This is a genomic window from Pararhizobium sp. DWP1-1-3, from assembly GCF_049896125.1.
GTDB lineage: Bacteria > Pseudomonadota > Alphaproteobacteria > Rhizobiales > Rhizobiaceae > Pararhizobium.
The window spans coordinates 92,184-117,604 of sequence record NZ_JAFCTR010000003.1 but is presented as its reverse complement, the minus strand read 5'-3'; the positions used below and the strand labels follow the sequence as shown (position 1 = coordinate 117,604).

Annotated in this window: 24 protein-coding genes; 17 read left to right on the top strand and 7 right to left on the bottom strand. The window is 57.3% G+C overall.

Going from position 1 to position 25,421, the window contains the following annotated elements; genetic code table 11:
* Window positions 1-274: 274 nt before the first annotated feature.
* Together ACP7BS_RS08525 and ACP7BS_RS08520 are read left to right on the top strand one after the other, a co-directional pair.
* A complete protein-coding gene (locus ACP7BS_RS08525) occupies window positions 275-958 on the top strand; it encodes a winged helix-turn-helix transcriptional regulator (RefSeq protein WP_426232072.1) in 684 nt (227 codons plus the stop codon).
* Between the two features lie 136 nt (window positions 959-1,094).
* Window positions 1,095-1,946: a class I SAM-dependent methyltransferase gene (locus tag ACP7BS_RS08520; RefSeq protein WP_426232071.1), complete on the top strand. Its 852-nt coding sequence runs from the start codon at window positions 1,095-1,097 to the stop codon at window positions 1,944-1,946.
* Window positions 1,947-2,214: 268 nt separating this feature from the next.
* On the opposite strand, the gene ACP7BS_RS08515 is transcribed toward ACP7BS_RS08520, so the two are convergent.
* The 3 genes from ACP7BS_RS08515 to ACP7BS_RS08505 all read right to left on the bottom strand — a co-directional run bounded on the left by ACP7BS_RS08515 (window position 2,215) and on the right by ACP7BS_RS08505 (window position 4,944).
* Window positions 2,215-3,024 carry a DUF1206 domain-containing protein gene (locus ACP7BS_RS08515; protein ID WP_426237613.1) on the bottom strand — a complete coding sequence of 270 codons (810 nt, stop codon included), beginning with the start codon at window positions 3,022-3,024 and terminating at the stop codon, window positions 2,215-2,217.
* A gap of 148 nt (window positions 3,025-3,172) precedes the next feature.
* Window positions 3,173-4,153: an alpha/beta hydrolase family protein gene (locus ACP7BS_RS08510; RefSeq protein ID WP_426237611.1), complete on the bottom strand. Its 981-nt coding sequence runs from the start codon at window positions 4,151-4,153 to the stop codon at window positions 3,173-3,175.
* A gap of 32 nt (window positions 4,154-4,185) precedes the next feature.
* The gene (locus ACP7BS_RS08505; protein WP_426232068.1) at window positions 4,186-4,944 is read right to left on the bottom strand and encodes an SDR family oxidoreductase; all 759 of its coding nucleotides are present in this window, start codon (window positions 4,942-4,944) and stop codon (window positions 4,186-4,188) included.
* Between the two features lie 98 nt (window positions 4,945-5,042).
* On the opposite strand from ACP7BS_RS08505, the gene ACP7BS_RS08500 reads away from it, so the two are divergent.
* Window positions 5,043-5,942: a cupin domain-containing protein gene (locus ACP7BS_RS08500; protein ID WP_426237609.1), complete on the top strand. Its 900-nt coding sequence runs from the start codon at window positions 5,043-5,045 to the stop codon at window positions 5,940-5,942.
* 47 nt (window positions 5,943-5,989) lie between these two features.
* Here the strand turns inward: ACP7BS_RS08500 and ACP7BS_RS08495 are convergent, their stop codons facing one another.
* Window positions 5,990-6,880, bottom strand: coding sequence for a LysR family transcriptional regulator (locus ACP7BS_RS08495; RefSeq protein WP_426237607.1), 891 nt, complete (start codon window positions 6,878-6,880; stop codon window positions 5,990-5,992).
* 107 nt (window positions 6,881-6,987) lie between these two features.
* On the opposite strand from ACP7BS_RS08495, the gene ACP7BS_RS08490 reads away from it, so the two are divergent.
* The 3 genes from ACP7BS_RS08490 (at window position 6,988) to ACP7BS_RS08480 (ending at window position 9,108) form a co-directional block, all read left to right on the top strand.
* Window positions 6,988-7,857 (top strand): SDR family oxidoreductase, encoded by an 870-nt coding sequence (locus tag ACP7BS_RS08490; RefSeq protein ID WP_426237605.1) that lies wholly within the window; start codon window positions 6,988-6,990, stop codon window positions 7,855-7,857.
* A gap of 39 nt (window positions 7,858-7,896) precedes the next feature.
* Window positions 7,897-8,370, top strand: a complete 474-nt coding sequence (locus tag ACP7BS_RS08485) for an SRPBCC family protein (RefSeq protein ID WP_426232064.1) — start codon at window positions 7,897-7,899, stop codon at window positions 8,368-8,370.
* A gap of 69 nt (window positions 8,371-8,439) precedes the next feature.
* Complete coding sequence (locus ACP7BS_RS08480; protein ID WP_426237603.1) at window positions 8,440-9,108, top strand: NAD(P)-dependent oxidoreductase; 669 nt, start codon at window positions 8,440-8,442, stop codon at window positions 9,106-9,108.
* Between the two features lie 216 nt (window positions 9,109-9,324).
* Here ACP7BS_RS08480 and ACP7BS_RS08475 read toward each other — a convergent pair whose 3' ends face one another.
* Window positions 9,325-10,227, bottom strand: a complete 903-nt coding sequence (locus ACP7BS_RS08475) for a LysR substrate-binding domain-containing protein (RefSeq protein ID WP_426237601.1) — start codon at window positions 10,225-10,227, stop codon at window positions 9,325-9,327.
* Window positions 10,228-10,319: 92 nt separating this feature from the next.
* Here ACP7BS_RS08475 and ACP7BS_RS08470 point away from each other — a divergent pair, with 92 nt between their 5' ends.
* A complete protein-coding gene (locus tag ACP7BS_RS08470; RefSeq protein ID WP_426232061.1) occupies window positions 10,320-11,336 on the top strand; it encodes an NADP-dependent oxidoreductase in 1,017 nt (338 codons plus the stop codon).
* 58 nt (window positions 11,337-11,394) lie between these two features.
* Complete coding sequence (locus ACP7BS_RS08465) at window positions 11,395-11,694, top strand: putative quinol monooxygenase (RefSeq protein ID WP_426232060.1); 300 nt, start codon at window positions 11,395-11,397, stop codon at window positions 11,692-11,694.
* Between the two features lie 178 nt (window positions 11,695-11,872).
* On the opposite strand, the gene ACP7BS_RS08460 is transcribed toward ACP7BS_RS08465, so the two are convergent.
* Window positions 11,873-12,763: a LysR family transcriptional regulator gene (locus ACP7BS_RS08460; RefSeq protein WP_426237599.1), complete on the bottom strand. Its 891-nt coding sequence runs from the start codon at window positions 12,761-12,763 to the stop codon at window positions 11,873-11,875.
* A gap of 196 nt (window positions 12,764-12,959) precedes the next feature.
* On the opposite strand from ACP7BS_RS08460, the gene ACP7BS_RS08455 reads away from it, so the two are divergent.
* The 6 genes from ACP7BS_RS08455 to ACP7BS_RS08430 all read left to right on the top strand — a co-directional run bounded on the left by ACP7BS_RS08455 (window position 12,960) and on the right by ACP7BS_RS08430 (window position 20,314).
* Window positions 12,960-13,961, top strand: a complete 1,002-nt coding sequence (locus tag ACP7BS_RS08455) for a LacI family DNA-binding transcriptional regulator (RefSeq protein WP_426237597.1) — start codon at window positions 12,960-12,962, stop codon at window positions 13,959-13,961.
* Window positions 13,962-13,998: 37 nt separating this feature from the next.
* Entirely contained in the window at window positions 13,999-15,324 is a 1,326-nt protein-coding gene (locus ACP7BS_RS08450; RefSeq protein WP_426237595.1) for an ABC transporter substrate-binding protein, read from the top strand.
* 74 nt (window positions 15,325-15,398) lie between these two features.
* On the top strand, window positions 15,399-16,244 hold the full coding sequence (locus ACP7BS_RS08445) for a carbohydrate ABC transporter permease (RefSeq protein WP_426237593.1): 846 nt from the start codon (window positions 15,399-15,401) through the stop codon (window positions 16,242-16,244).
* Complete coding sequence (locus tag ACP7BS_RS08440; protein WP_426232055.1) at window positions 16,241-17,074, top strand: carbohydrate ABC transporter permease; 834 nt, start codon at window positions 16,241-16,243, stop codon at window positions 17,072-17,074. The genes ACP7BS_RS08445 and ACP7BS_RS08440 overlap by 4 nt, the downstream gene beginning before the upstream one ends.
* Window positions 17,075-17,103: 29 nt before the next feature.
* Entirely contained in the window at window positions 17,104-19,257 is a 2,154-nt protein-coding gene (locus ACP7BS_RS08435; RefSeq protein WP_426237591.1) for an ADP-ribosylglycohydrolase family protein, read from the top strand.
* On the top strand, window positions 19,244-20,314 hold the full coding sequence (locus ACP7BS_RS08430) for an ABC transporter ATP-binding protein (RefSeq protein WP_426232053.1): 1,071 nt from the start codon (window positions 19,244-19,246) through the stop codon (window positions 20,312-20,314). The genes ACP7BS_RS08435 and ACP7BS_RS08430 overlap by 14 nt, the downstream gene beginning before the upstream one ends.
* Window positions 20,315-20,353: 39 nt before the next feature.
* Here ACP7BS_RS08430 and ACP7BS_RS08425 read toward each other — a convergent pair whose 3' ends face one another.
* Entirely contained in the window at window positions 20,354-21,349 is a 996-nt protein-coding gene (locus ACP7BS_RS08425; RefSeq protein WP_426237589.1) for a LacI family DNA-binding transcriptional regulator, read from the bottom strand.
* Between the two features lie 184 nt (window positions 21,350-21,533).
* Between ACP7BS_RS08425 and ACP7BS_RS08420 the strand changes: the two genes are divergently transcribed.
* From ACP7BS_RS08420 to ACP7BS_RS08410, 3 genes are read left to right on the top strand one after another with little or no spacing between them, the layout of a single operon-like run.
* A complete protein-coding gene (locus ACP7BS_RS08420; protein WP_426232127.1) occupies window positions 21,534-22,466 on the top strand; it encodes a sugar ABC transporter substrate-binding protein in 933 nt (310 codons plus the stop codon).
* Between the two features lie 59 nt (window positions 22,467-22,525).
* The gene (locus ACP7BS_RS08415) at window positions 22,526-24,100 is read left to right on the top strand and encodes a sugar ABC transporter ATP-binding protein (protein ID WP_426237587.1); all 1,575 of its coding nucleotides are present in this window, start codon (window positions 22,526-22,528) and stop codon (window positions 24,098-24,100) included.
* 50 nt (window positions 24,101-24,150) lie between these two features.
* Window positions 24,151-25,113, top strand: a complete 963-nt coding sequence (locus ACP7BS_RS08410) for an ABC transporter permease (protein WP_426232050.1) — start codon at window positions 24,151-24,153, stop codon at window positions 25,111-25,113.
* The last annotated feature ends 308 nt before the right edge of the window (window positions 25,114-25,421 follow it).

Sequence of the window (25,421 nt, the reverse complement as noted above, 5' to 3'; positions counted from 1 at the left end):
CCTGCGGTGATGGAGCGTGAAGCTTTCGCTCCGGGGCGCAGTTAAGAAGCCAGCAAGCGTCAGGGCGGCCACACGGTTGTCATTCAATGATTTGGACGGCATCGACGCGCAACTACTCTAAAATGTTAGACCCCGGCTCAAGGCCAGGCTGGGAATTACGAACAACCTCGCAACGATATTTGCCCAGCCAAACAAACCTCGTGAGCTCGCTACACTTTCTGTACTGGACGGATTTCCATTGAAGTCGCATAGTTTCGTCGCGGAGGTGATCCGAATGGCAAATGACGGCTATAACCATTTTTGTCCGGTGGCGAAGGCATGCGAAATGCTAGAACCCCGCTGGACGCTTCTTTTGTTGTGTGAACTTTGGTCAGGCTCGACCCGGTTTAACGAAATCCGGCGAGGCGTCCCTGGCATGTCACCGACGCTGATGGCCAAACGTCTGCGCGAGATGGAAACGCGCGGTCTCATCACCCGCATAGAAAATCGGGCCACGGGTGAGATCAACTACACGACAACCGCAGTCGCCGATGAACTCGAGCAGATTGTTCACGCGCTTGGCGAGTGGGCCCACCGGAATGTCGATGCCGAGGTGACGCTCGAGAACCTCGACGCGCGACTGCTCATGTGGAACATGCGTCGCAAGATCGACGCGAGGGCATTGCCAAGCACGAAACGAAGCGTCATCGAGTTCACGTACCCTGAATTGCCGGAAGATGAGCGAAACTACTGGCTGATCGCGAAACCCGGTGTTTTTGTCGACTTATGCTCAATGGATCCGGGCCACGACGTCGACCTTTTTGTTTCGGCTGATCTTAAATCCATGACGTCGGCCTGGATGGGGCTTTCCAGTCTGCAGTTAGAAATATCCGAAGGCAGAATCTCATTGATTGGAGATACGGCGATTGCAGCCTCCGTGGACAAATGGCTGGTGCGCAGTTCCTACGCGAGGTGTTAAACCACCTTGGCGTTTGATCCAGAAAGTGTATCAGGGCCGCTACACTTTCTACACTGGCACCTTACCACACGTGGGCGCAGTCTTATCTGGCGAACCAAAGAGCCTTGTGGCCCTATTTTTTCCAGAGGAGGAAGTCATGCAGCCAGCCGTTCCAGTTTCACCGGACTTAACGATCGTTGCGTCCCCTGATCTCAATGCCGTGAAAAATCGACAACAGGTCGCGTGGGCGTCGGGCGACTATGCCGTCATCGGAACCAGCCTTCAGATTGTCGGCGAATCCTTGTGCGAGGCCATCGATATCCGGGCAGGGCAGTCCGTGCTGGATGTCGCTGCTGGAAACGGTAACGCCACGCTGGCGGCCGCCCGACGCTGGTGCGACGTCACTTCAACCGACTACGTACCCGCACTTCTCGAGAAAGGGCGCGCAAGAGCCGCAGCAGAAGGATTGACTGTGACCTTCCAGACTGCCGACGCAGAAGCATTGCCGTTCGAGGACGCATCATTCGACGTCGTCCTTTCCACCTTTGGCGTGATGTTTACGCCGAACCAAGACACCGCCGCCGATGAGATGGTTAGGGTATGCAAACCTGGCGGAAAGATCGGCCTTGCCAACTGGACACCGGATGGATTCATCGGCCAGCTCTTCAAAACGATCGGCAAACACCTGCCGCCGCCAGCGGGTGTAAAGCCGCCATCGCTGTGGGGAACACAGCAGCGCCTTGAAGAGATGTTTTCCAAGAACGGCGCGATTGCGGCGTCGCCGAGGACGTTCACTTTTCGCTATCGATCGCCCGCGCATTGGATCGACGTCTTCCGTACATGGTACGGGCCCGTCCACAAGGCGTTCGCTGCGCTGCCGCAGGGACAGCAGGACATGCTTGAACGGGACCTTCTTGGCCTCATCGGCCAGTTCAATCGCGCCAACGATGGCACCATGGTCGTCGCAAGCGACTATCTCGAGGCCGTCGTGACACGACCGGCAACATAGAAAATCTGGAGGTCGGGGCGGGTGAGACGAGTGATGCAACTCACACCGGAGCTAGTCGAGAAGTGCCATCGGCGTGAGGTCGATCAAGACCGCCACACGGCCTCACCCCTCTGGAGGACGCCGACTATCTGCTATTGATCGACAAGCGTGTCGAACCGATCCCCGAATTCGTGAACCTCACCGGAGGCTTACCTTGACGATCTGAGAACCGGAACTGGAAGACTGACATGTCATTCCGGGCAGATCCCTAAGGCTGCTTTTTATTCCGTTATGGGACAATCTGCACCGCGCTGATAGTCGGCGGCCGGATGCGCCTGTAAGCGGCCTCGACAAACCCGTAGAGACCAAAAGCAAGCAGACCAACGGCAGCAACGGCATAAAGTATTGCACCGAATGGAAGCTGTCGGACCCATGCCAGGGCGTCCGATATTCCCCCCGCCTGATCGGGATCGACCGTGACGGCCGCATAGATGAAAAACACTCCTGTGATGACAAAGACTGAGCCGCGAGCGGCCAAACCGTAGACGCAGATCCAGTCGATCGCAGGTGCGGCCGTGGGCGGGATTTCAAGATACTTTCGGTATCCATGCCCGACACCCTTGGTGATCTGAGCGATCCCTGCACCGATGACAGCCAGACCGACCCCTCCAAGCATATAGCGGCCGAACGGTTGTTCGACCAGCCAAGCACTGACACCCTCTTCACCATTTGATCCGCCTTGTCCGCCAAAGCGCAAGGCCAGGCTTGCCGCGTAGAAAGCCAGGCTGCTGTAGACGGCAGCGCTGATCAGGAGACCGAAACGGATGCCGTAGCCTTTCAGCGTGTCGGGGTGGCGATCGGCGTTCGCGAAGGCCTGTGCCAGACGCCAGGCGATAAAACCAAGCAGGCCAACAGCGATCAACCCGAGCCAGATTCGGCCAAATGGCTGTTGAAGGACGACGTCGAGTGCTGATTTGGAGTCAGGATTTCCGCCGCCGAAAGAAGAAAACAAGGCAAGCGCGGCAACAAGGATGTAGACGACGCCACGTCCCGCGTAGCCAGAGCGGGCAAGCCATTGGAACGGTGATTGGGTTTGCATGTTGCCTCGTCGGTGGAGGGGTCGGGGGAACTATCACTAGCCACGCCTCAACTCCGCCGCAGCCAGCATGTTCCCCTCACTAAGGCAAATTCAGCTGTGGCGGAAACAGCGACTGTCTGTCGATTCAACTCCTAATATAAGAATCTGTTCATTCTTGTGGCAGCCAAAGTCCGCGCAACAGCGGATCTCGTCCGGCCTTGTGCGAAACGACAAGAGGGGCCGCTCTACCCTGGAGCGCGAGGCACGCTCTGCGCCATGCACCTTCCTCCGCTCCCAGCGCCGTCTGAAGCCAGGCAAGCGTCAGGCGTTTCGTTGCTTCCAGCGCGTCGGGTGCCTCGATTTCTGTTTCCTTTGCGTCAAGCCCGGCGATCCCGCCAAGACCGTGCCCAACGGCATTGATCATCAACAGTGCCTCTGCCCCGGGCGCATCGTGAAACGCGTCCGCATGCCATTCAGGCCCGCGGTGTGTGAAATGCGGATTATCCCGCTCGCCACAGACTACAAGGCTGGGCGTCGTCAGCATGGCGAAATCCACGTCGAAGAACGGAAAGCGGGCAGCATTCTCGTCCGTCATATCCTTCCCGCCGCGGCCAGGAGCGGCGAGCAGAATGCCCGCCGAAATGCGAGGGTCGGCGAAATCCTCCCCATTCAACTGCGCACCCAACAGCAGCCCGACGGTGTGGCCGCCGAAAGAATGGCCGGCCGCTGCTATCCGTGAGTAATCCAGCCTGCCCTCAACCGCAGGCGCCTGGCGTTCCACCTCTGGCAGTTGGTCGAGGATCGCCTTCATCTCCTCCACACGCTCACGCCAGAAGAACGGCGCGCCGGGTGCGTCGCCGGGCAGTCCTCCGACGCGGGAGCTCGCATGCGTCGGCTGGATCACCGCGAAGCCGCGCTCGGCCCAAAATTGCGCGAGTGGAGCGTAACCGTCTTTTGACGGGATATAGTTGGAGGGTCCAAAGCCATGCGATAGCAGCACGATGGGCAAGTTGTCGCCCGCCGCAGGTGCAGTCAGACGCAGTTCCAGGGGTTGGCGACCGGGCATCGCAAGACGGATCGGGGTGTAGGCCACCGTAAGGGTAGCGTCAGGCGAGGGAATATCGCCAGCTAGGTCGATCAGATTGTTCATTTGAGATGTCCTATGTAGGGCGGAGCAGGGGTCTACTCAGCGCAGTGGCACGCGTCGCGAAACCAGGCTTGCGCATCCGCACCAGCTGGGATTTTCATCGGCGCTTCCGGTTCGGTTATGGCACGCCACACGGCCTCGGCCACGTCCTCCGGCGTCGTGAATTCTGTGCCGGAACGCAGCGTTGTCAGGTAGTCGCGGACGAATGCATCGTATGGCTCGGGGATCTCCATCCCCATGCGCGCCACCGCATTTTTGCCAAACCCCGTGGTCGGCGCCGAACCCGGAAGGACAAGTTTCGCACGCACTCCGAACAGAGCGGCCTCCAAAGCGAGACTCTCGGTGAAAGCGTTCAGCGCTGCCTTGCTGGCGCTGTAGACGCAGAGTGCGGGCAGCGGCTTGAAGGTGACGCTGGAGCTGATGTTGACGATAACGCCTGACCGACGGATACGCATTTGTGGAAGAACGGCTTTGGTCATCGCCATTGCGCCGAACACGTTCGTTTCGAACAGCTCGCGGACCTTCGCTATCTCGGCGCCTTCCAGCACATTGAGCATGCCGACACCGGCATTGTTGACCAGCGCGTCGATCGGCCCCGCCGCTTCGACCGCATTCATGATGCTGTCCTCGCTGGTAATGTCCAACGCCAGGATTTTGAGTCTTTCATTTTGGGGCAACAGGTCGGTCTGCGGAGTGCGCATGGTCGCGACCACGTCCCATCCTGCAGTCACAAATGTTTGCGCTATGGCGAGACCGAAACCGGATGAGCAACCGGTGATGAGAATGTTTGGCATGTTCTGTCTCCCGACAATTGACTTGCCAAGAGATGGACCTGCGATCCCGGACTTGCTATATTTGATTGTCCGATATGTTTTAGCATGAGTCCGAAACCATGACCGATCCAATCGCCGAAGTCGTTTCCCTGCTCAAGCCAAGCCCGTCAATCTCAAAGCTTGTGACGGGCGGCGGTCAGTGGCTCGTCGGGCGCACGGAACTTGGAAACCCCTTTTATTGCGCCGTGGTCGAAGGCCATTGCCGGATGACGATCACCGGTCGTGAGCCAATGTTGCTGACGGCCGGCGACTTCGTGCTGGTTCCGAAAATCTTCTCGTTCACGATGAGCAGCCTGGAACCGCCGCCGCGCGGAGCGCTTGCCCAGCGTCTTGAGACCAGCCCGGGTGTCTTCCGGCTCGGAGACCCAGAAGCGCCCACGGAGATCAAGGCTATGGTCGGCCATTGTGCCTTTGGATCGGATGACAAGGCTCTTCTCGTCTCGCTGCTGCCAGAAGTCATCCATGTCCAGGGCGAGGGCCGGCTGATGATGCTGGTTGGGATGATAGACGACGAAACGAGAGCCGACCGTACCGCCCGTGAGATGGTGCTTCACCGGTTGCTGGAGGTGCTGTTGATCGAAGCGTTGCGCTCAACGGCAAGCGCAGCGGTCCCACCCGGTCTCCTGCGCGGCATGGCCGATCCGCTGCTGGCGCCGACCTTACGCCGGATTCACGCGGATTCGGGCCGCAGCATGACGGTGGAAACACTCGCGCGGGACGCCGCCATGTCTCGCTCGACCTTCTTTGATCGCTTCCGGAAAGAAGTTGGCGTGGCCCCGATGGAGTACGCGACCGGCTGGCGCATGGCGCTTGCGAAGGAGCTGCTTCGCAAGGATGTTGCCACGGCGCAGATTGCGCAACGCGTTGGCTATGGCTCTGCAAGCGCCTTCAGCGTCGCGTTCAGCCGGTATGTGGGGATGCCGCCCGGCGCATATTCTCGATCTAACGCTGCTGAATAGCGGGGCAGCGCGATGGCGAAAGCGGTCGCCAGACTATATTCCGGTTTTCACCTATCAATATAGGCGGCCAGTTCATCGGGCGTCCCGTTCGGAAAGGCCTGCTTTAGAAAATCCAGGAATGCCGACACGCGAGCGCTCAGCAGGCGTCGCGATGGGTACAGTGCCCACAGCGCGATCTCGGAACCATCTATATCGCCCCAGTGCAGCAAAGTGCCGTCCGCAAGGTCGTGGCTCACCAGCGAAATCGGCAGGCGTGCGGCGCCGACGCCGGCTCGTACCGCATCCCGCACCATGATAAGCGACGACAATGCGAGGATCGGCTCGATGCCGATCTTCCAAGCTCCCTTTGAAGTCGTCACCTTCCAAGTCTGCCGAATACCTGCCCCCCGGACCACGCCGGGCACTGGGTGGTCTCCCGCCGGACGGACGAGCTCGGGGCTTGCCACAACAACGAGCCGGTCGCGCAAAAATACTCGACCGACGAGTGCTTCGTCCGGATCTGGATTGACCCGGATGACCAGATCATAGGCCTCCTCGATCATATCGACGGCCCGGTCTTCCGTGGTGATTTCCAGCCTGACATCCGGATATTTCAGCGAAAAGCCCGCCGCGATCTTACCCATGGCGGTCTGTGACAGAAGAAGCGGTGCGCTGATGCGCAAGCGGCCACGCGGCTTCTCCGCGCCGGAAGCAATCGCCGCCGCTGTTTCGTCCAGCTCCGTTAGCAGAGCGGCTGTGCGCTCATGAAGGGCGCGCCCTTCCTCTGTGAGTTTCAGGTCTCGTGCGCCGCGCTCGAACAGCCGAAGCTCGAGGGCAGCCTCCAATTCCGTAACTCGACGGGACAGGGTGGCTTTGGGGCGACCTGTCGCTCGTGCGGCTTTGCCAAAGCCGCCATAACGCGCGACGAGATTGAAATCAGCGAGGGCAAGGAGGTCCATAAGCGTTCCAACTGTGGGACGGCGCGTCTAAAAAGATGGCCTATTGGACCAACCATGAACCATTCATATTCGGGGTGTCAAGCAACAGCAACCCTGGAGAAATTCCCATGACCATTCTCGTGACCGGTGCCTCAGGCAATGTCGGCGTCCAAGTTATCGAACATCTCATCAACCGCGGCGCTGATGTCCGCGCTCTCGTCCGCGATCCTTCAAAGGCCAATTTCCCGGCGGGTGTTGCCGTCGTAAAAGGCGACTTCCTGGACCCCGACTCCCTGCGCAGGGCCTTTGATGGCGTGTCTACGCTGTTTCTGTTGAATGCTGTTGTGTCCGACGAATTCACCCAGGCTTTGATCGCGCTCAATGTTGCCCGGTCGGCAGGCATCGAACGGATCGTCTATCTGTCGGTGATCCACCCGGACGTCTATGTGAACGTGCCGCACTTCGCCGGCAAGTACGGCGTCGAGCGGATGATCGAACAGATGGACTTTCACGCCACCATTCTACGCCCGGCCTACTTCATCCAGAACGATCTGATGATTAAGGATGCCATCACCGGCTACGGCGTCTATCCGATGCCCGTGGGCGACAAGGGGCTCGCCATGATCGACGTGCGCGATATCGCGGAGATCGCAGCCCTTGAGCTTCTGCATCGCGAACACGCTGCACAGCCGCTTCCGATCAATCGCATCAACCTGGTCGGCCCACAGACGCTCACCGGCCGGGACATCGCCGCCATCTGGTCAGATGTTCTTGACCGTCCGATCAACTATGGCGGTAGCGATACTGCAGCCTTCGAGCAGAACCTCAAGCAGTTCATGCCGCCGTGGATGGCTTACGACATGCGCATGATGGGCGAGCGTTTCCTAACCGATGGAATGCTGCCTGAAGGCGGTGACGTCGAGCGACTGACAACGCTTCTCGGCCGCTCGCTCCGCTCTTATCGCGACTTTGCCTTCGAAACCGCTGCCTCTGCCTGATGCAAGCGCCGTCCACCACTTAAAACAAGGACCGTCATTATGATCTATTCGACCGCAACTATCCCGGTGAATCCGGAAGGCGAAACCAAGCTCTCCAGGGAACAGGTCTGGAAGGGCCTTGAGCTGAAGGCGCGCGATGCGCGCCTCTTTCTCCCGCCCGGCCTCTGCACCCGCTGCGACGTCGTCGAGGAAAGTGCTGCCCACTTCGTTCGCGAAGCCACCATCGCCGGCTCCGACATCAGGGAGATCATCACCCTCGAGCCGCACAGCAAGGTCACCTTCTTCCAGGCAACCGGCCCCCGTGAAGGCGCCATCATCAATGAGCTGTTCGAGGACGAAGCCGGCGCACTGCAGCTGAAGTTCTACTGCTACCTCGGCCTGCGCGGTAAACAACCTGATGGCCTAGAGGAACAGGCCGAGCAGAAGCAGTTCGACAGTGACCAGGGCTACAAATCGGCCCTCGTATCGACGCTGAAGCGGACCCGCGAGCTGCTCGCAGAAGGCCGGCTCTGATTAACGATCGCAACAACCAGTCCGGGCTGCCTCCTGAGAGGTGCCCAGCCTTTCAAACGGAGCATAGACATGACCACATCCACGACTGACAAAACTCTCGCCGCTGCGCCGAAGATCCTGGTGCTCGGTGCCACGGGGCCGACCGGCCGCCATATCGTCAGCCAGGCGCTCGCCCGCGGCTATGATGTTACTGTCCTGTTGCGCTCGCCGGACAAAGCCACCGATCTGATGGGCGCGAAGATCGTTGTCGGGGACGCTCGGGATGAGAAAGCATTGCGTCAGGCTGTTAAAGATCGAGATGCCGTGATCAGCGCGCTCGGCACACCCGCAAGCCCGTTTCGTGAAGTCACCCTTCTCTCAACCGCAGCCCGCGCGCTTGTCAATTCCATGAAGACGGAACACGTCTCGCGTCTCGTCACCATAACTGGTATGGGCGCTGGCGACAGCGCTGGACACGGCGGCTTCCTGTTTGACAATGTGATCTTCCCGCTGCTTCTGCGCAGGGTTTACGTCGACAAGAACCGACAGGAGGCGATCATCAAGGGCAGTGATGTCGACTGGACCATCGTCCGTCCTGCGATCCTCAACAACAAGCCCGGGCGCGGCACGGCCCGGACACTCACGGACCTGGGCGACTTCCATGGTGGATCGATCTCGCGGGCAGACGTGGCAAAGTTCACTCTCGATCAGGTCAACAGTGATGCTTGGCTGCGCAAATCGCCGCTAATTACTTGGTGATGCACTGGGGCCGGCTGGATAGGCGTCGCCGGACTGAAGGCGGCGCCTCCTCACCTCGCAAGTGCCAGGCTAGCCATGGCACCCTTCAATGATGGGCCGGCATTCCGGCATGATGGTTCACCTTCAAGAGAGCGGCGGCGCGGCAGAAAATGGCATAAAGTTATGCGTCGATCTCTGTCCCATCGGCATCGCCAACTCTGATATAAGTCAACCCAATCAACACACGTCGATCAGCATCGTCAGGAAAGCCCGAACAGCAGGATTGGCGCGACGGCTTACCGGCCAGAGCGCCGTGATGTTGTCGCGCTCAACAGCGAAATCGGGCAACACTGGGAACAGTTTTCCGCTCTTTACCCACGATTCGGCAACGAAACTCGTGCTCATGCCAATACCAGCGCCGGCCGCCATCGTTGCCATGACACCTTCGCTCGCATCGACGACGATACCTGAGGGCGGCACGATTTCGACTTCGCGATCGCCGATCCGGAAGGGCCATCGAAACATCTGGCCCGTGCTTTGATAGCGCAGGTTGACGGTTTCGTGTTCCGAAAGATCGTTAGGATGCATGGGAGCACCGTGTTGGGCCAGATAACCGGGCGACGCATAGCAGCAGAGCCGATGCGGTGAGAGCCGGCGCGATATAAGGCGAGAGTCGGCGAGATCACCGATCCGCACAGCCAAATCGACGCTTTCTTCAACCAGATCGACGATTTGGTCGCTCAGCCGCAGGTCAATCGTCACCTTGGGGTAGAGTTCGCGAAACCGCGGAAGTGCGGGCGCGATCACGTGCAGGCCAATCGGCAGCGATGCCGCAATGCGCAAGCTGCCCGACGGCTCCGCCCGTGCCGCCTTCGCCACCTGCTCGATCTCTTCGGCATCGCGCAGCAGACGAAGCGCACGTTCATGCAGATCGCGCCCCTCCGAGGTGAGCGTCATCGATCGTGTCGTGCGGTTGAAGAGCTGAACACCGAGATGCCGCTCGAGCCGCTGGACACTCTTGCTGATGGCCGAGGGCGAGACGGACAGGGAGCGCGCAGCGGCGGTGTAGCTTCCAAGTGACCCGGCACGGGCGAAGGCGATCAACCCGGTCAGGCGTTCGAATACTATTTGTTCCTTCATGGCACAATTAAACGGAATCACGCAGCCATTATCAACCCTGACAAACGGTCATATCTCTCTCTTTGAAACGACAGCTTTGAATGGAGGTTGAGATGACTGAGATGATGAAAGCAGTGCTCCTGCACAGATTTGGTGCTCCGGAGGTCTTGCGCTACGAGGACGCACCTCGACCAACGGCGGCAAGCGGCGAAGTTCTGGTCCGGGTACATGCGGCAAGTCTCAATCCGCCGGATCTTTATCTGCGTGACGGCTATCGTGCGCTGCCGCCAGAATGGCAGCCCGATCCTATATTTCCGTTGATCCTGGGCACCGATGTTTCGGGCGTGGTTGCGGCGGTTGGCGACGATGTTTCGGGATTCAGCGTCGGCGACGACGTGTATGCGATGGTGCGTTTCCCGGAGGATCTTATGAAAGGCAGCGGCGCCTATGCCGAATATGTCCGAGTGCCGGTATCTGAACTGGCGTTGAAGCCGGCAGGGATTGATCATGTTCAGGCGGCCGGGGCGCCCATGTCACTGCTGACGGCCTGGCAGTTTTTGGTTGACCTCGGCCATGACGCAGCAAACCCCTTCCAGCAGTTCCGTCATGCGCCAATCCCGCTCGATGGCAAAACGGTGTTGGTGAACGGCGCTGGAGGCGGCGTTGGACATCTGGTGGCCCAGGTGGCGAAGTGGAAAGGGGCGCGCGTAGTCGCTGTCGCGTCCGGCAAGCATGAGGCACTGCTGCGTGAACTGGGCGCAGACGCCTTCATCGATTACACCAGATCGGCCGCAGAAACGGTCGCAGAGGATGTCGATCTCGTAGTCGATGCCGTCGGCGGTGCGAACATGGAACGCTGGTTGACGGTCCTCAAGCCGGGCGGAGCTCTGTATCTCGTCAATCCTCTGGGGTTTTCGGGCCATGATAACGCGGCAATGCGCGGTATCACGGTTTCCTCGACACAGGTTCGCTCCAGCGGCGCGCAGTTGGCCGAGGCTGGTCTCTTGCTGGAGAACGGCACGATCCGTGTCGTCGTTGACAGCACCTATCCGTTGGCAGACACCGCGATTGCGCATCAGCGTGCCTCTCTCGGCGGCGTTCAGGGCAAGATCGTGCTCGTCGTTTCCTGATCACTGGGGCGCCGATTGCAAGCAAACCGACGATCAGGGCCACCATAAGGAATGCCTCATGCTCATCGTGACCGGATATGTGCAGGTCGAGCCCTCTGAGCTCTCGCAATTTTATAATGAGTTTCGCGTTCTCGCGACGGCTACGCGACAACGGACCGGCAACCTCTCCTATGATGGCGCTGTGGACGATCCGCAAGCCGGTCGGTTTCTCGTGATAGAGAGGTGGGAAGATCAGGCGTCGCTCGGCGCTCATCTGGAGGCCGCCGACACGGTGGCTTTCGTCAACCGATGGCGAGTCCGAATGTGGGGCGACATTCAAAAATATGACGCTTCAAAAGGGCGTGGCCTCATGGACTGACGGAGGACTGAACTGATGGGCAGATGCTCCTTCCGCCGGTATCGGAATAATGCCTGCTTCGTGCTGTGGTGGTGCCTACGGAGGCGGTCACTTCTCTTCTTGGGCAGGTTTACGATGGTGTAGCACAATTGGTGAATGCTTAGGAGGTCGGCTCCGGAACAGGAGGTTCCGGATTTCTTTAGTCATACCGCAATGCCGCAATTAGCGCTCTGAGTGCCGGTGGTGATTGTCGCCGGCTTGGATGGTAGAGACGAAACCCCGGAAAGCTCGGGCACCAGTCTTTGAGAACTTGTACCAGCGCACCCGAGGCGATGTCTCCTGCTACATCATGTTCCATGATATAGCCAAGCCCGACGCCGGCCCGCACGGCTGCCAATGGAAGATCGCCGTCATTGGCAATCAAAGGTCCGCTGGTGCGGATCTTGATATCCTTGCCGTTCTTTTCGAATTCCCACGGCAGCAACCCGCCCGATGTAGTCAGTCGATAGCCAATGCAGGCATGGCGATCGAGATCGTAGGGCGTTTGCGGCGGTGCAATCCCCTCGAAATAGGAGGGCGTTGCGACCACCACTGTTCGGAGGTCCGGGCCGATTCTGACAGCAATCATGTCTTTCTCAACGGTCTCGCCGAGCCGGATGCCGGCATCGAAGCCGGCCGCGACGATATCGGTCAAGCTGTCATCGATGTTAACCTCGACCCGAACCTCCGGATTGGCAAGCAGGAAAGCCGGCAGCTTTGGCACGAGCACCATCTTTGCGGCATAAGCAAACGTGGTCAACCGCACCGTGCCGGACGGATTATCGCGCCATTCCGCCAGCGCGCCCAATCCGCTCTCAATATCTGCAAAGGCAGGATTGAGAGATTGCAGCAGCCGTTCCCCGGCTTCGGTCGGCGATACGCTGCGGGTCGTACGCGCTAGAAGGCGCACTCCCAGCCGCTCCTCTAACCCGCGCATCGCATGGCTAAGCGCAGACGGCGACATGGCCAGGATGGCCGCAGCCCGCGTGAAGCTGCGTTCGCGTGCGACCGCAGCAAAAACCATGAGATCATTGAGGTCGTTTCGTTCCATTGCTGCATGATGCTCATAAGTTCATGCGGCGGGCAACGCTGATCCCTGCAGGTCATCAGCGGTGCATGTAGGCATACAAACGCTTTTGCTTCTGAACGGAAGCGAATGGGTTCAATGAAGATCATTTTCGGTGGTTGACACTGGTTTGATGCCGGGATACTTATACGTATAAGTGATACGTATCAGCGAGGGACAGGTGAAGCGCGCAACGCAAAAGGATGTAGCGGTTCTGGCCAGAGTTTCTCAGGCTGCAGTATCAATGGTGCTGAGCGGGGGCGACGTCTCGTCTGTGTCGGCCGACACTCTTGTTCGTATCCGGCAAGCGGTGCGCGACCTAGATTATGTTCCAAACCGATCTGCCCAAGCATTGAAAACCAACCGCACCATGACGGTGGCGTGCATTGTTCCGGACATCACGAACCCGTTCTATCCGTCTCTGTTGCGAGGCGTCCAAACAATTTTGGAGGCGGAAAACTACGACGTCATCTCGATCAATACCGACGGATTGCGAGATCGCGAACAGCACTTTCTGGAGTGGCTGAGGCAGGGGCGGGTGGACGGAGTGATCGGCGTATTTTGGACTGTGCGTGCACCCGAATTTGCCCCACTGATTGAAGCAGGCTTACCTATCGTTCGCATCGAGTCCGCGAAAAAGACGGGCGGATCGCTGGCGATTGATGACATTTACGTCGATGGTCGTTCGGCCGCGCATGACGTCACCCGGTACCTTGTAGAAAAGGGGCATCGCCAAATTGGCATGATTGCGGGCCATGGCGGTCCGGAGTCGGTGCGTGTGGAGGGCTACAAGACGGCGCTTCAGGCCGCCGGACTCGACGCACAAATCGTGGTCGATGACGTTTTTACCGAGGAAGGTGGATTTCGCGCAGCACTGGCTCTTCTCGATGGCGTCCTTAGACCGACTGCGATTTTTGCCGCAAACGATCTGATGGCAATCGGAGCCATGCAGGCGATCCGCGAACGTGGCCTAAGCATACCTCACGATATTGCAGTCGTCGGCTTCGACGACATTTCCGCGTCCAAGCTTGTATCGCCGCCGCTGACTACCGTCGCCCAGTTTCAAAGCGGGATTGGCATGAAGGCGGCAGAAATCTTGATGGAACGCCTGTCCGGCAGAAAGACAGGTGCAGGAACGGTGCTGGAAATGCCGTTTCGATTAATTGAACGCGGATCAGCCTGATTGTCAGGCTGTTCAAAAATCCTTGGAGGAGGAAACTATGAACGCACGTACTCTCATAAAGACGTTTGCCGCGTTGTTGTCGGCGAGCGCGATTTGCAGCACTGCGCTTGCGCAGGACAAGAAGCCCGTATCCTGGTGGTATGAAAACGCTGCACCCGAAAACCAGCAGTTCCTCAAAGATCTACTTGTGAAGCCGTTCAACGAAGAAAGCTCGGATGCGGCGCTGTCGATTGATTTCCGTGGGGCTGAACTCGACAAGCAGTTGCGTATCGCGATGCTGTCGGGCAGCGGGCCGGATGTCGTCTACACTGCTGGCCCGAGTTACGTTGCCAGCATGGCGCAGGCCGGACAGCTTCTTCCACTGGACGACTATGCAGCAAAGATGGGATGGAACGATCGGATCCTGCCTGTGTTCCTTGAGCTCGGAAAATACGACGGCAAACTGTATGCACTGCCCAAGACGTACGAGACCCTCGGCCTTTTCTACAACAAGACGCTATTTGAGAAGAACGGCTGGACACCGCCCAAGACTATTGCCGAATTCGAGGCGCTCGCTGAGGCCATGAAAGCCAAGAACATCGTGCCGTTCGGCGCGGGAAATGCCGATTGGCGTCCCAGCAACGAGCACTACGTTTCCATCGTGCTCAACTCCGTTGCCGGGCCGGATAACATGTACAAAGCACTGAAGGGCGAGATTCCATGGACTTCTGAACCCTTCGTCAAAGCAGTTGATACCCTCAATAAATGGTGGCAGGCCGGATATTTCGGGCCAAATTATTTCTCGCTGACCGGTGAACAGGCCTTTGCCCAAATCGCAACGGGCGCAGCGGGCATGGCCCCCACAGGCACATGGAATTTCACGAACGTTCCTAAGTATTTCAAGGAAAACAATGCCGAACCTGGCTTCGTCGGCTTTCCAAGCGGAGAGGGCGTGGCCTATCCGATCTATGCTCTTGGAATCGGATCGACGTTTTCCATCGCGGCGGGCTCGAAGAACCCGGATGGTGCGGCGGAAGTCGTGAACTATGTATTTAGTGACAAGTTCTACGGGGACATGAATACAGTCTGGCAGGGCGAATGGAACACACCGCTCCGTGATCTTAGCAAGGTGAAGGTGGGCGACGCCGTGCTGCCGCTTTACACCGAGACGATGAAAAACCTGGCGGACTCGGTTAACAAAAACCAGTACGGCTACACCACTTGGACGTTCCTGCCACCAGCGACTGATACATATCTTGTTAGCGGCATCGAGGAACTTTGGCTGGGTAAAACAACCACGGCCGAATTTCTTACGAAGCTCGATGCAACTTTCCAGCAGGAAAAGGCAGCGGGTAAAGTCCCTGCTATCCCAGCCCGCCAGTAAACCAAGACCCTTTCATAAAGCACGATCTGGAGACGGTAGCGGCAGATGCCGCTACCGTCAGCCTGGAGACGAGCATGCATAGACTCTACATTTTACCGACACTTGCCATCAACGCGATCATCATTCTGGTGCCCGCGATGCTCACCGTCACATTGGCGTTTTTCCAATGGGACGGAATTTCTGCCCCGATCTTTGCCGGGCTCGATAATTTTCGCGCGTTATCCGATGACGGCGTGTTCTGGAACGCGCTTACCAACAACCTCATCTGGACAGCAATCTTCTTGATTGTGCCCGTGGCAATGGGGCTATTGGCGGCCACAATGCTGTTGCTTGTCGATCGAGGCCGGACATTTTTCCAGGTCGTCTACTTCCTGCCCGTTATCATCGCAACCGCGATCACAGCGCGGGTCTGGCAAGGGATGATCTATAGTCCGGTCACAGGCGTGTTCGGCCTGCTGCAACATACTGGGCTCCCGATCACCAACCCGTTATCGCAGCCGTCCATGGCGCTGTTCGGAGTGGCGGCCGTCGATCTTTGGCATTGGTGGGGTTTCCTGTGCGTCATCTTCTTTGCAGCGCTAAGGCAGGTGCCACAGGAGCAAATCGAAGCAGCCAGGCTCGAGGGTGCAACCTTCTGGCAGATGATGCGGTACGTTTTGCTGCCCGGAATCCGTCCCACCATAACGCTCATGATGATCATGACGGTCATATGGTCCTTCCTGGTTTTTGACTTTGTCTACATCCTCACCCAGGGCGGTCCGGCATTCTCAAGCGAAGTGCTTTCCACGCTCGCCTATCGCAAGGCTTTCTACGACCTGAACGTCGGCCAAGCTGCGGCAACATCGCTCGTCATCAGCGTATTTGGCCTGATCGCCACGTACTTCTACATCCGAATTCAGTCAAAGGAGACCGAACAATGAGACTGGTCGAAAGCCGTCGCACGTTGACGGTCACCTATATTTGCCTGGGAATCGCAGCGTTCATTGCGCTTTTCCCTATTGCCCTTCTGGTTCTGAACTCTCTCAAATCGGCGCAGGAGATCGTCCTCAATCCGCTATCGTTTCCAAAAACCATCCGATGGGACAATTTCAGCCGAGCGTGGGCTGACGCACACTTCAGCCAGACCTTCCTGAATTCCGTCATGCTGACTGCTACGACGATCATTATGGTCTGTACAACTGGATCCGCAGCGGCATACGTGCTGGCCCGCAAGAAAATCAGACGATGGAAGGCGGTTACAGGATACCTACTGGCGACTACGACTGCACCGATCCAGCTCTTCCTGTTCCCGTTGTATTTCGCCTTTGCACGGCTTGGATTGATCAACAACATTTTCGCGGTCGCTCTTGTGTACACCGCCATCTACAGCCCGTTCGCTATCATGCTTCTTAGGACCTACTTCCTGGCCGTGCCCAAGGAGCTGGAAGAAGCCGCGTTGATCGACGGTGCGACGCACTGGCAAGTGTTCACAAAGGTCATGCTGCCAATGGTCTCACCAGGCATCCTGACAGTCGCACTCATTATTGGGCTTTATTCCTGGAACGAGTTCCTGATCGCCACGACCTTTCTTCAGCAGCAGGACAGCACGACCGCCGTGGTTTCGTTCTTCCTCCTTAGCGGCCAGTACAGCTCCGACTGGGGCGAGATCATGGCCGCCGCTCTCATCATCGTACTGCCAATCGTCATCCTGTTCGTCTTTCTGCAGCGCCGCTTTATTGAGGGCATGGCAGGCGGATCGGTAAAGGGCTGATCCGCGACAACACTTTTAAGGTGAAATCTATGACAATCCCAAACGACTATCTGGAACGCGTCTACGCAGGCGTACTGGGCAAGCTGATCGGCGTTTATTTGGGCCGACCGTTCGAGCAATGGACCCACCAGCGCATTATGAGGGAGCTCGGCCCAATCGAGTATTACGTAAATGAGCAACTAAATGAACCCCTCGTCGTTACCGATGACGATGTAGCCGGGACTTTTACGTTCGTGCGAGCCCTTGAGGATTATGGCATCACGGCAGACCTCTCAGCTGAAGATATCGGCAAGGCGTGGTTGAATTACATTGTAGAGGAGAAGTCGATCCTGTGGTGGGGCGGCAATGGCAACTCGACCGAACATACCGCCTGGCTCAATCTCAAAAATGGGATTCCTGCACCTCACAGCGGGTCGATGGCAACCAACGGATCAACCGTCGCCGAACAAATCGGGGCGCAGATATTTGTCGACGGCTGGGCGCTTGTGTCACCTTGTCAACCACAATTGGCTGCACAACTGGCGCAAAAGGCTGGCAGCGTGAGCCACGATGGTGAGTCCGTATATGCGGCCATGCTGTGGGCGGCGATGGAGGCGGAGGCCTTTCGTTCCGCTGATATCAATCACCTCATCGATACTGGTCTATCGGTAATCCCGAAAGACAGTCTGATTGCAAAGCTGATTGCCGAAATTAGAGATTGGCGCAAAACTGACGACGACTGGATGGTGACGCGGCAGCGTATAGAAGACCAGTACGGGTACGCACAGTATCCGGGAAACTGCCACGTTGTGCCGAACCACGCCCTGATGATCATGTCTTTGCTATACGCCCCCGATGATTTCCAGCGCGCGCAGATGATCGTCAACACCTCGGGGTGGGACACAGACTGCAACGCGGGTAATGTCGGCTGTTTGATGGGAATTATGCTCGGCTTGGAGGGAATTGACGCTGGGCCTGACTGGCGCGGCCCCATCGCAGACCGTCTCCTGATTTCGTCTGCCGATGGTGGTAACTCCATCAACGATGCAGTCCGGATGGCCTACTATCTGGCCAACCTCGGACTGACGCTTGCGGGACATGCGCCACTCAGTGCTCCGAAGGCAGGTGCGCAGTTTCATTTCTCCCTACCGGGCAGCACGCAGGGCTTTAGGTCGCAGGATGGTCAGATTCGTTTGTCTGTCACAAACATTGCGACTGAGCACGGACGAGCGCTTGCCGCACGGTTCGAGGCTCTTGGCCCTGGCCAGGTTGCTGCGGTAACCACCCCGGTCTTTTCGCCCCGCGAAGTTTTGCAGATGAAGGTCTACGATCTCATGGCGACACCGTTGATCTATCCGGGGCAAGATCTCGAAGCGGCCGTCGCCGCAGACGTAAGCAACATAGGTGCGCTGTCAGTGACCTTGAGACTGCGGGTATACGATGAGTACGACAATCTCAGAACCCTCGATAGCGCTCCGGTCGCACTTCAACCCGGCGATAGTTCAGTGCTTCGATGGACGATTCCTGATTTGAGAGGTCAACCTATCGCCGAGATTGGCGTCGCCTTCACTGCATCAGGCAAGCGTGCCGACGGTTGCATCGTCATTGATCACGTTCGTTGGAGTGGAGCGCCGCAACTCACTCTGCAAAGGCCCGAAGGGGAGGGTACCTTTTGGCGCATGGCTTGGGTCAACGGAGTCAGTTTCTTCTCCAAACGTTTTCCGCCGAGCTTTCGCATCTCCCAGGATCGCGGTGATGGGATCATCATTCACGGAACCCGCCAATGGACGGACTACACCGTCGAAAGCGACGTCATGTTGCATCTTGGAACTGCAGGGGGACTTGCCGCTCGGGTTCAGGGCCTGCGCCGCTACTACGCGCTCCGACTTGTGCGCAAAGGAAGACTTCAGATTATCAAAGTCTGCGACGACGTCACCACCATTCTTGCGGAGGCAGCGTTCCCCGTAGAACTCGAAGTCACGGTGAGCATGAAACTGACGGTCCTCGGAACGCGGATACTAGGAGAGGCGGATGGAACTGCGATTGAGGCGTGCGACGACGGCGACCAAGCGTTCCTCGATGGTGGTATCGGTCTCGTTATTTCCGACGGCGCGATATCAACGCCCAGCATTACTATCGGTGCGGCGGAGACGATGATCGCAGACGTGGACACCGCAAAGGAGACTTCTGATGTCCTTCGTTGAGATCAACAATGTCAAAAAGTCCTATGGCGCACACCCGGTTTTGCATGGCATCGACGTCGCCATCGACGAGGGCGAGTTCGTGGTTCTGGTTGGACCTTCGGGCTGTGGAAAGTCCACTTTGCTGCGCATGATCGCCGGACTTGAAGATATTTCGGGAGGGACGATCGGGATCGCGGGGCGAGTGGTCAACCACCTTCCACCCAAAGAGCGAGACATCTCTATGGTGTTTCAAAACTACGCACTTTACCCACATATGACCGTCGCCGAAAACATGGCATTTTCGATGACATTGGCGGGAGCTGCGAAAGCTGAGAAGGCAAAAAGAGTTGGTGAGGCTGCCGAAATTCTTGGTCTCACACCGTTGCTCGATCGCTATCCGCGGCAGCTTTCCGGCGGACAGCGTCAGCGCGTCGCCATGGGGCGGTCAATCGTGCGGAAACCCCAGGTGTTTTTGTTCGATGAACCGCTATCGAATCTCGATGCCAAGCTCCGAGTAGCCATGCGCGCCGAAATCAAGGCGCTTCACCAGCGCCTTGGGACGACCATTGTCTATGTGACGCACGATCAGGTCGAGGCGCTAACAATGGCGGATAAAATCGTCGTCATGCGAGACGGCCACGTCGAGCAAATCGGCGCTCCGTTGGATCTGTATGATTTTCCGGACAACACATTCGTCGCAACATTTATCGGCTCCCCGTCGATGAACCTAATTGAAGGGACCATTCGCAGTGGCGACAAGGGAATGATCTTTGTTGCCGACAACGGTGATAAACTTCCGCTTGCAGATCGTAAACTTCCAGATGGAACCAGAGTAACTTATGGAATCCGGCCCGAACACCTCGCTCTCTCAGATGCGGAGCGCGGGATAGCAACCAAAATCGTCCTCGCCGAGCCGATGGGTTCGGAAACCCAGGTGCTACTGGCGCTGGGTGGTGTGAAGGTAGTCGGCGCCTTTCGGGAGCGAACATCGTACGTTTCCGGGGAAACCATGTACGTGGCGCCGGAATTGAACAAGATTTGCTTGTTCGCCGCCGATACCGGTAACCGCATTGCGTGACTGTATCGTACAAGGGCCGAAGTGAGAACGAAGTGTGGCTCAGGGAAAGCAAGCCGTTGACTCCCTTACGACGATACGAGGGGAAAGCAGGATCGGCCCGTCTATTGCTCCCCGCCCCAATACGGCTCGTATAGCGATTTCCGCAATTTCCTGGATGGGCTGTCTAACCGTTGTCAGTCTTGGCAGAACAAGGGATGCAAGCGGTATGTCGTCGAACCCGATGATCGATAAGTCCTCCGGCACTCGGATGCCCATATCCCGTGAGCATCTAAGAAGCCCGATAGCCTGCTGATCGTTGGCTGTAGCGATAGCCGTTGGCCTTATCTCGACCGGAACCGAAAGGAGTTTTCTGCCCATCTCCTCGCCGGACTTGTAGTCGAACTGACCCTCGACGACTGTGAGCTCAACGTCCTTTCCAAATCGTCCGGCGGCTGTTGCGATCGCATCGCTGAAACCTTTCAACCGCAACAGCGAGACCTCGGTTGTCCTTGGACCGCCAATGTAGCCGATGCGGATGTGCCCGAGCGTTAAAAGATGTTCGGCCGCCAGCCTCCCCCCTTCGATGTTGTCTACCGATACAAGCGAGTGTCCGGCAAGCGGGCGGTCAATCGTCACGCAGACCATGTCTTTGGACAACCGTTCACTGACGAGACTATTGCTGACGGGAGCAATCACAATTCCCGCAGGCACGCGTCCGAGGAGACTCTTGATCTGGGTCTTTTCTGCTTCTGGGTCATCGTGGGTATTGGCAAGCAATACGGAATACCCAACCGCGGACGCCAAGACTTCGAGATGCTTTGCAAGGTCCGCAAAAAACGGGTTGGTTATATCAGGTATCACCAAACCAATTATGTCTGATTTGTTCAGCCGCAGGCTGCGTCCAAGACTACTAGGACTGTAGCCCAGCTTCTCTATCACCTCTTCGACCCGGAGCCGAATGGCTCGGTTCACGGTGGCGTTCTTGCCAAGAACGCGAGACACGGTTCCAAGCGACACTCCGGCATCTCGTGCGACATCTTTAATTGTCGGCTTCAAATCTGTTCTCCATCATTCCCGGCAGGACGAATAACATATGTGATGAAAAGTACCAGTTCTCGCCATGAAACGTTTCATATTGACCTTCAAGATTTTTCCCATTACCAAAATGTAACGTTCTCATAGAATTTATGAAACGTTTCACCGATGGCTGGAGGGCTGTCGGACCAATGGAGGAATGGTCATGAAGATTTTCACTATCGCATCGATTCTTGCGCTCTCTATCACGACAGCGCTGCCAACACTTGCCCAGGCCGCCGACAAGCCCGTTGTCGGTCTCGTCATGAAGTCGTTGGCCAACGACTTTTTCAAGAACATGCTCGAGGGTGCAGAAGCCCATAACAAGAAGCGCGGTGACTACGAGCTCAAAGCTATCGGAATGCAGAACGAGACTGATTTCGAGAGCCAGGTGAACGGCGTCGAGAACTTCATCACGCAGGGTGTCGACGCAATCGTTATCGCCCCGGCGGATTCTCGTGCCATGGTCGCTCCTTTGAAAAAGGCTATGGATGCAGGCATCACCGTCATCAATTTCGACGTCTCGCTCGACGAACAGGCGAAAAAAGACGCTGGGATCGATCTGGCTTTCGTCGGACCTGATAATCGTGCCGGCGCCAAAATGGTTGGCGAGGCCCTGGCCAAAGAACTGGGTGAGGGCGGCAAGGTCGTAATCATCGAAGGCAACCCCGGTGCGGACAACGCCGCCCAGCGGAAACTCGGTTTTGAAGATGCGGTTGCGGCTGGCAAGTTGGAGCTCCTGGATTCGCGCACCGCGCATTGGGAAACCGAGGAAGCCAATTCGGTCTTCTCGAACATGCTGACTGCTCACCCGGACATCCAAGGCGTTCTCGCCGCAAATGACTCGATGGCCATCGGTGTTGTCAAAGCTCTGGATGCAGCGGGCCGCAAGGACATTAAGGTCGTCGGTTTCGATAACGTTCCAGCCGTGGCTCCTCTCCTGAAGGATGGCAAACTGCTTGCGACCGTTGATCAGTTTGGCTCGCAGATGGCAGCGAACGCCATCGACAAGGCGCTTGCAGTCGTCGCAGGCGGACCAAAGCTCGAGGGCTGGATCAAGACGGACATCGAATTGGTGACGAAGGCCAACGTGAAGTAACTCCTGCAAGCGCAGCCGTGCCGGACTGTTCCGGCGCGGCATTTTCCGGAGGTTCTTCGATGATCATCTCACAATCAAACTCGACGTCACCTTCCGCTCAGGGGGATATGACGACGAAGCCAGTTCTTGAGTTGCAAGACATCAAGAAGAGCTTCGGGGCTACAGTCGCGCTTAATGGCGTGAACCTGTCTGTAAACAGCGCGGAAGTTCACGGTCTCATCGGCGAAAACGGCGCAGGAAAGTCAACACTGATTAAAACGCTTTGCGGTATCGTCAAGCCAGACTCTGGCTCGATAAAGCTCGCGGGCGAGGCTTACACACCCCAGACCCCAAGGGACGCCAAAGCGAATGGTTTGCAGGTCGTACACCAGGAATTCAATCTGCTTCCCTACCTTTCCGTCGCAGAAAACATCTTCATCGAACATCTGCCTCGCAACATTTTGGGCGTGGTGAAGCGGCGTGAGATGAACGAGCGCGCTCGTGCAGCACTGGATGCGATCGGTCTCAGCGACATCGATGTGCGCTGGCCAGTTGAACGGCTAGGGATTGCTCACCGACAGCTTGTAGAGGTTGCGCGTGCTTTGATGACGGAAAGCCGAGTTCTAATTCTGGACGAACCAACTGCAACGTTGACGTCACGCGAGACCGAGCGGTTATTCGCCATCATTGGAGGCCTCCGTGCCCGCGGCGTCGCAATCATATTCGTTTCTCACCACCTCGACGAAATCTTCCGTATGTGTGACAGGGTGACAGTTCTGAGGAACGGCGAAACAGTATTTTCTAGTGCTATCGACGACACCGACCAGGATGAGCTCGTTCGCAGCATGGTTGGTAAGCAGCTACAAAAGGAAATGGCTAGTGACGTTGCTTCCAGCGCCGGAAGCGAAGTTGTCCTCTCCCTCAAAAATTTCCGGCATGTTCAATCTCCGCATCAGGACGGCGTATCCTTCGACTTGCATAAGGGCGAGATACTCGGGGTCGCTGGGCTTGTCGGCTCGGGCCGGACGGAACTGCTGCGTGCGATATCGGCAGCCGAGCTCCCTTTGTCCGGGCAATTGACACGGGATGGGAAGGTTGTTGCGTTTCGCTCGCCTAAAGATGCCATCGAAGCGGGAATTGGATTTGTTACCGAAGACCGGAAAGATCAGGGTCTCATCTTGTCCATGACGATCGCCGCAAACGTGACGCTAGCGTCTCTGCAGAAGGTGTCCAGCATGGGACTGCTCGACAGGAACGCCGAAAATCTGGTGACCCAGCGGTTGGGATCGGATCTTCAGCTTAAATATGGAGGAGCCGGCTACAACGTTTCTACGCTGTCTGGCGGAAATCAGCAGAAAGTCGTTCTTGCCAAGTGGTTGGCGCGCAACCCTTGCGTTCTCCTGTTGGACGAGCCAACTCGTGGCGTCGATGTTGGAGCGAAAGCGGAAATCTATGCACTTATCCGCCGACTTGCTGAAGATGGCCTAGCACTTCTCATTGTCTCTTCGGAACTCCCCGAGTTAATGACGCTTTGCGATCGCATCCTTGTAATGTCGCAGCACCGGATCGTCGGCGAAGTTCCCCGACCGGAGTTTTCGGAAGAAAAAATATTGACTTACGCCTACCAGGGCGAACGACGAAAGGCGGAGCATTGATCATGGACGCAGTTGGAAACCCGCCTTCGACAGGCAGCAAAGAGAAGCCCATGACGAAGATTTCGATGAAACTTGTACTTCGGGACGCAGGGATCGGCATCGCCCTTTTGGTTTTGATCGTTTTTTTCTCGCTGAGCACGGAGCATTTCCTTAATCCAAATAACATCTCAAATATCCTCACGCAGATAACCATCAATCTGATCCTGGCCATCGGCATGACCTTCGTGATTCTCATCGGGGGCATAGATCTGTCCGTCGGATCAATGCTTGCGTTATGCGCGGTAGTCGGCGGAAGCGTGCTTACGATTCCTGATCTCGCGGTTTGGCAGGCCGTAGTCCTCGCAACCGTCGCTGCAGTGGCGACAGGCGTCATTTGTGGGTTCTTGAACGGGTGGATCAGCGCGTTCTGGGGGCTTCCGTCGTTCATCGTCACTTTGGGTATGCTCAACATCGCCCGTGGCGCCGCATTGCAAGTGACCGACGCGCGGACGATCTATTCGTTTCCGCAGACATTCAACGACTTTGGATCGAAAATGTTGTTCGGTATTCCGGTCGTTTTCCTGATTGCTTTGGCCCTGGTCGCATTCGCGTGGTTTGTACTTTCCAAAACCGTTTTTGGCCGACTGCTATACGGTATCGGCAACAATGAGGAGGCTGTGCGACTGGCTGGCCATTCACTTATGTTCTATAAAGTCGCCGCGTTCACAATTGCAGGAGCGCTCGTCGGGATCGCGTCTATCATCTACATGGCGCGCCTGAACATCGCGAGCCCGATTATCGGCATTGGATTCGAACTCAATGCAATTGCTGCGGTTATTATCGGCGGGACCAGCCTAAGTGGGGGCCGGGGCACGGTTATTGGAACCCTGCTCGGAGCTTGCATCATTGGTGTGTTGGCGAACGGCCTAATTCTATTCGGCCTGAGCGACTTTCTGCGCCAGATGATCACGGGCGTTGTCATCATCCTCGCCGTGATCATCGATAAATATCGCGAGCGTATCACAGCGGTTTAACGGAGAGCCGAACGGTGTGCCCAGCCAAGGCGGCGCACCGTTTTGCTTCCATGACCTGCCAAGGCAGTGTGATACTTGTTAACCCGGCAAGAACGCCCTCAACGGCCACGCCTGGCGCCCCTTGATGCAGCGGGGCGGCACATTCCAGAATATCTAAATTGATAAATTCGGAGCGGGGCGTACGCGCCAGAACGCGCACTCCCAGCCCCTCCTAAAACCCGCGCATCGCATGGTTAAGCGCGGACGGCGACATGGCCAGGATGGCGGCAGCCCGCGTGTAGCTGCGCCCGTGCGACCGCAGCAAAAGC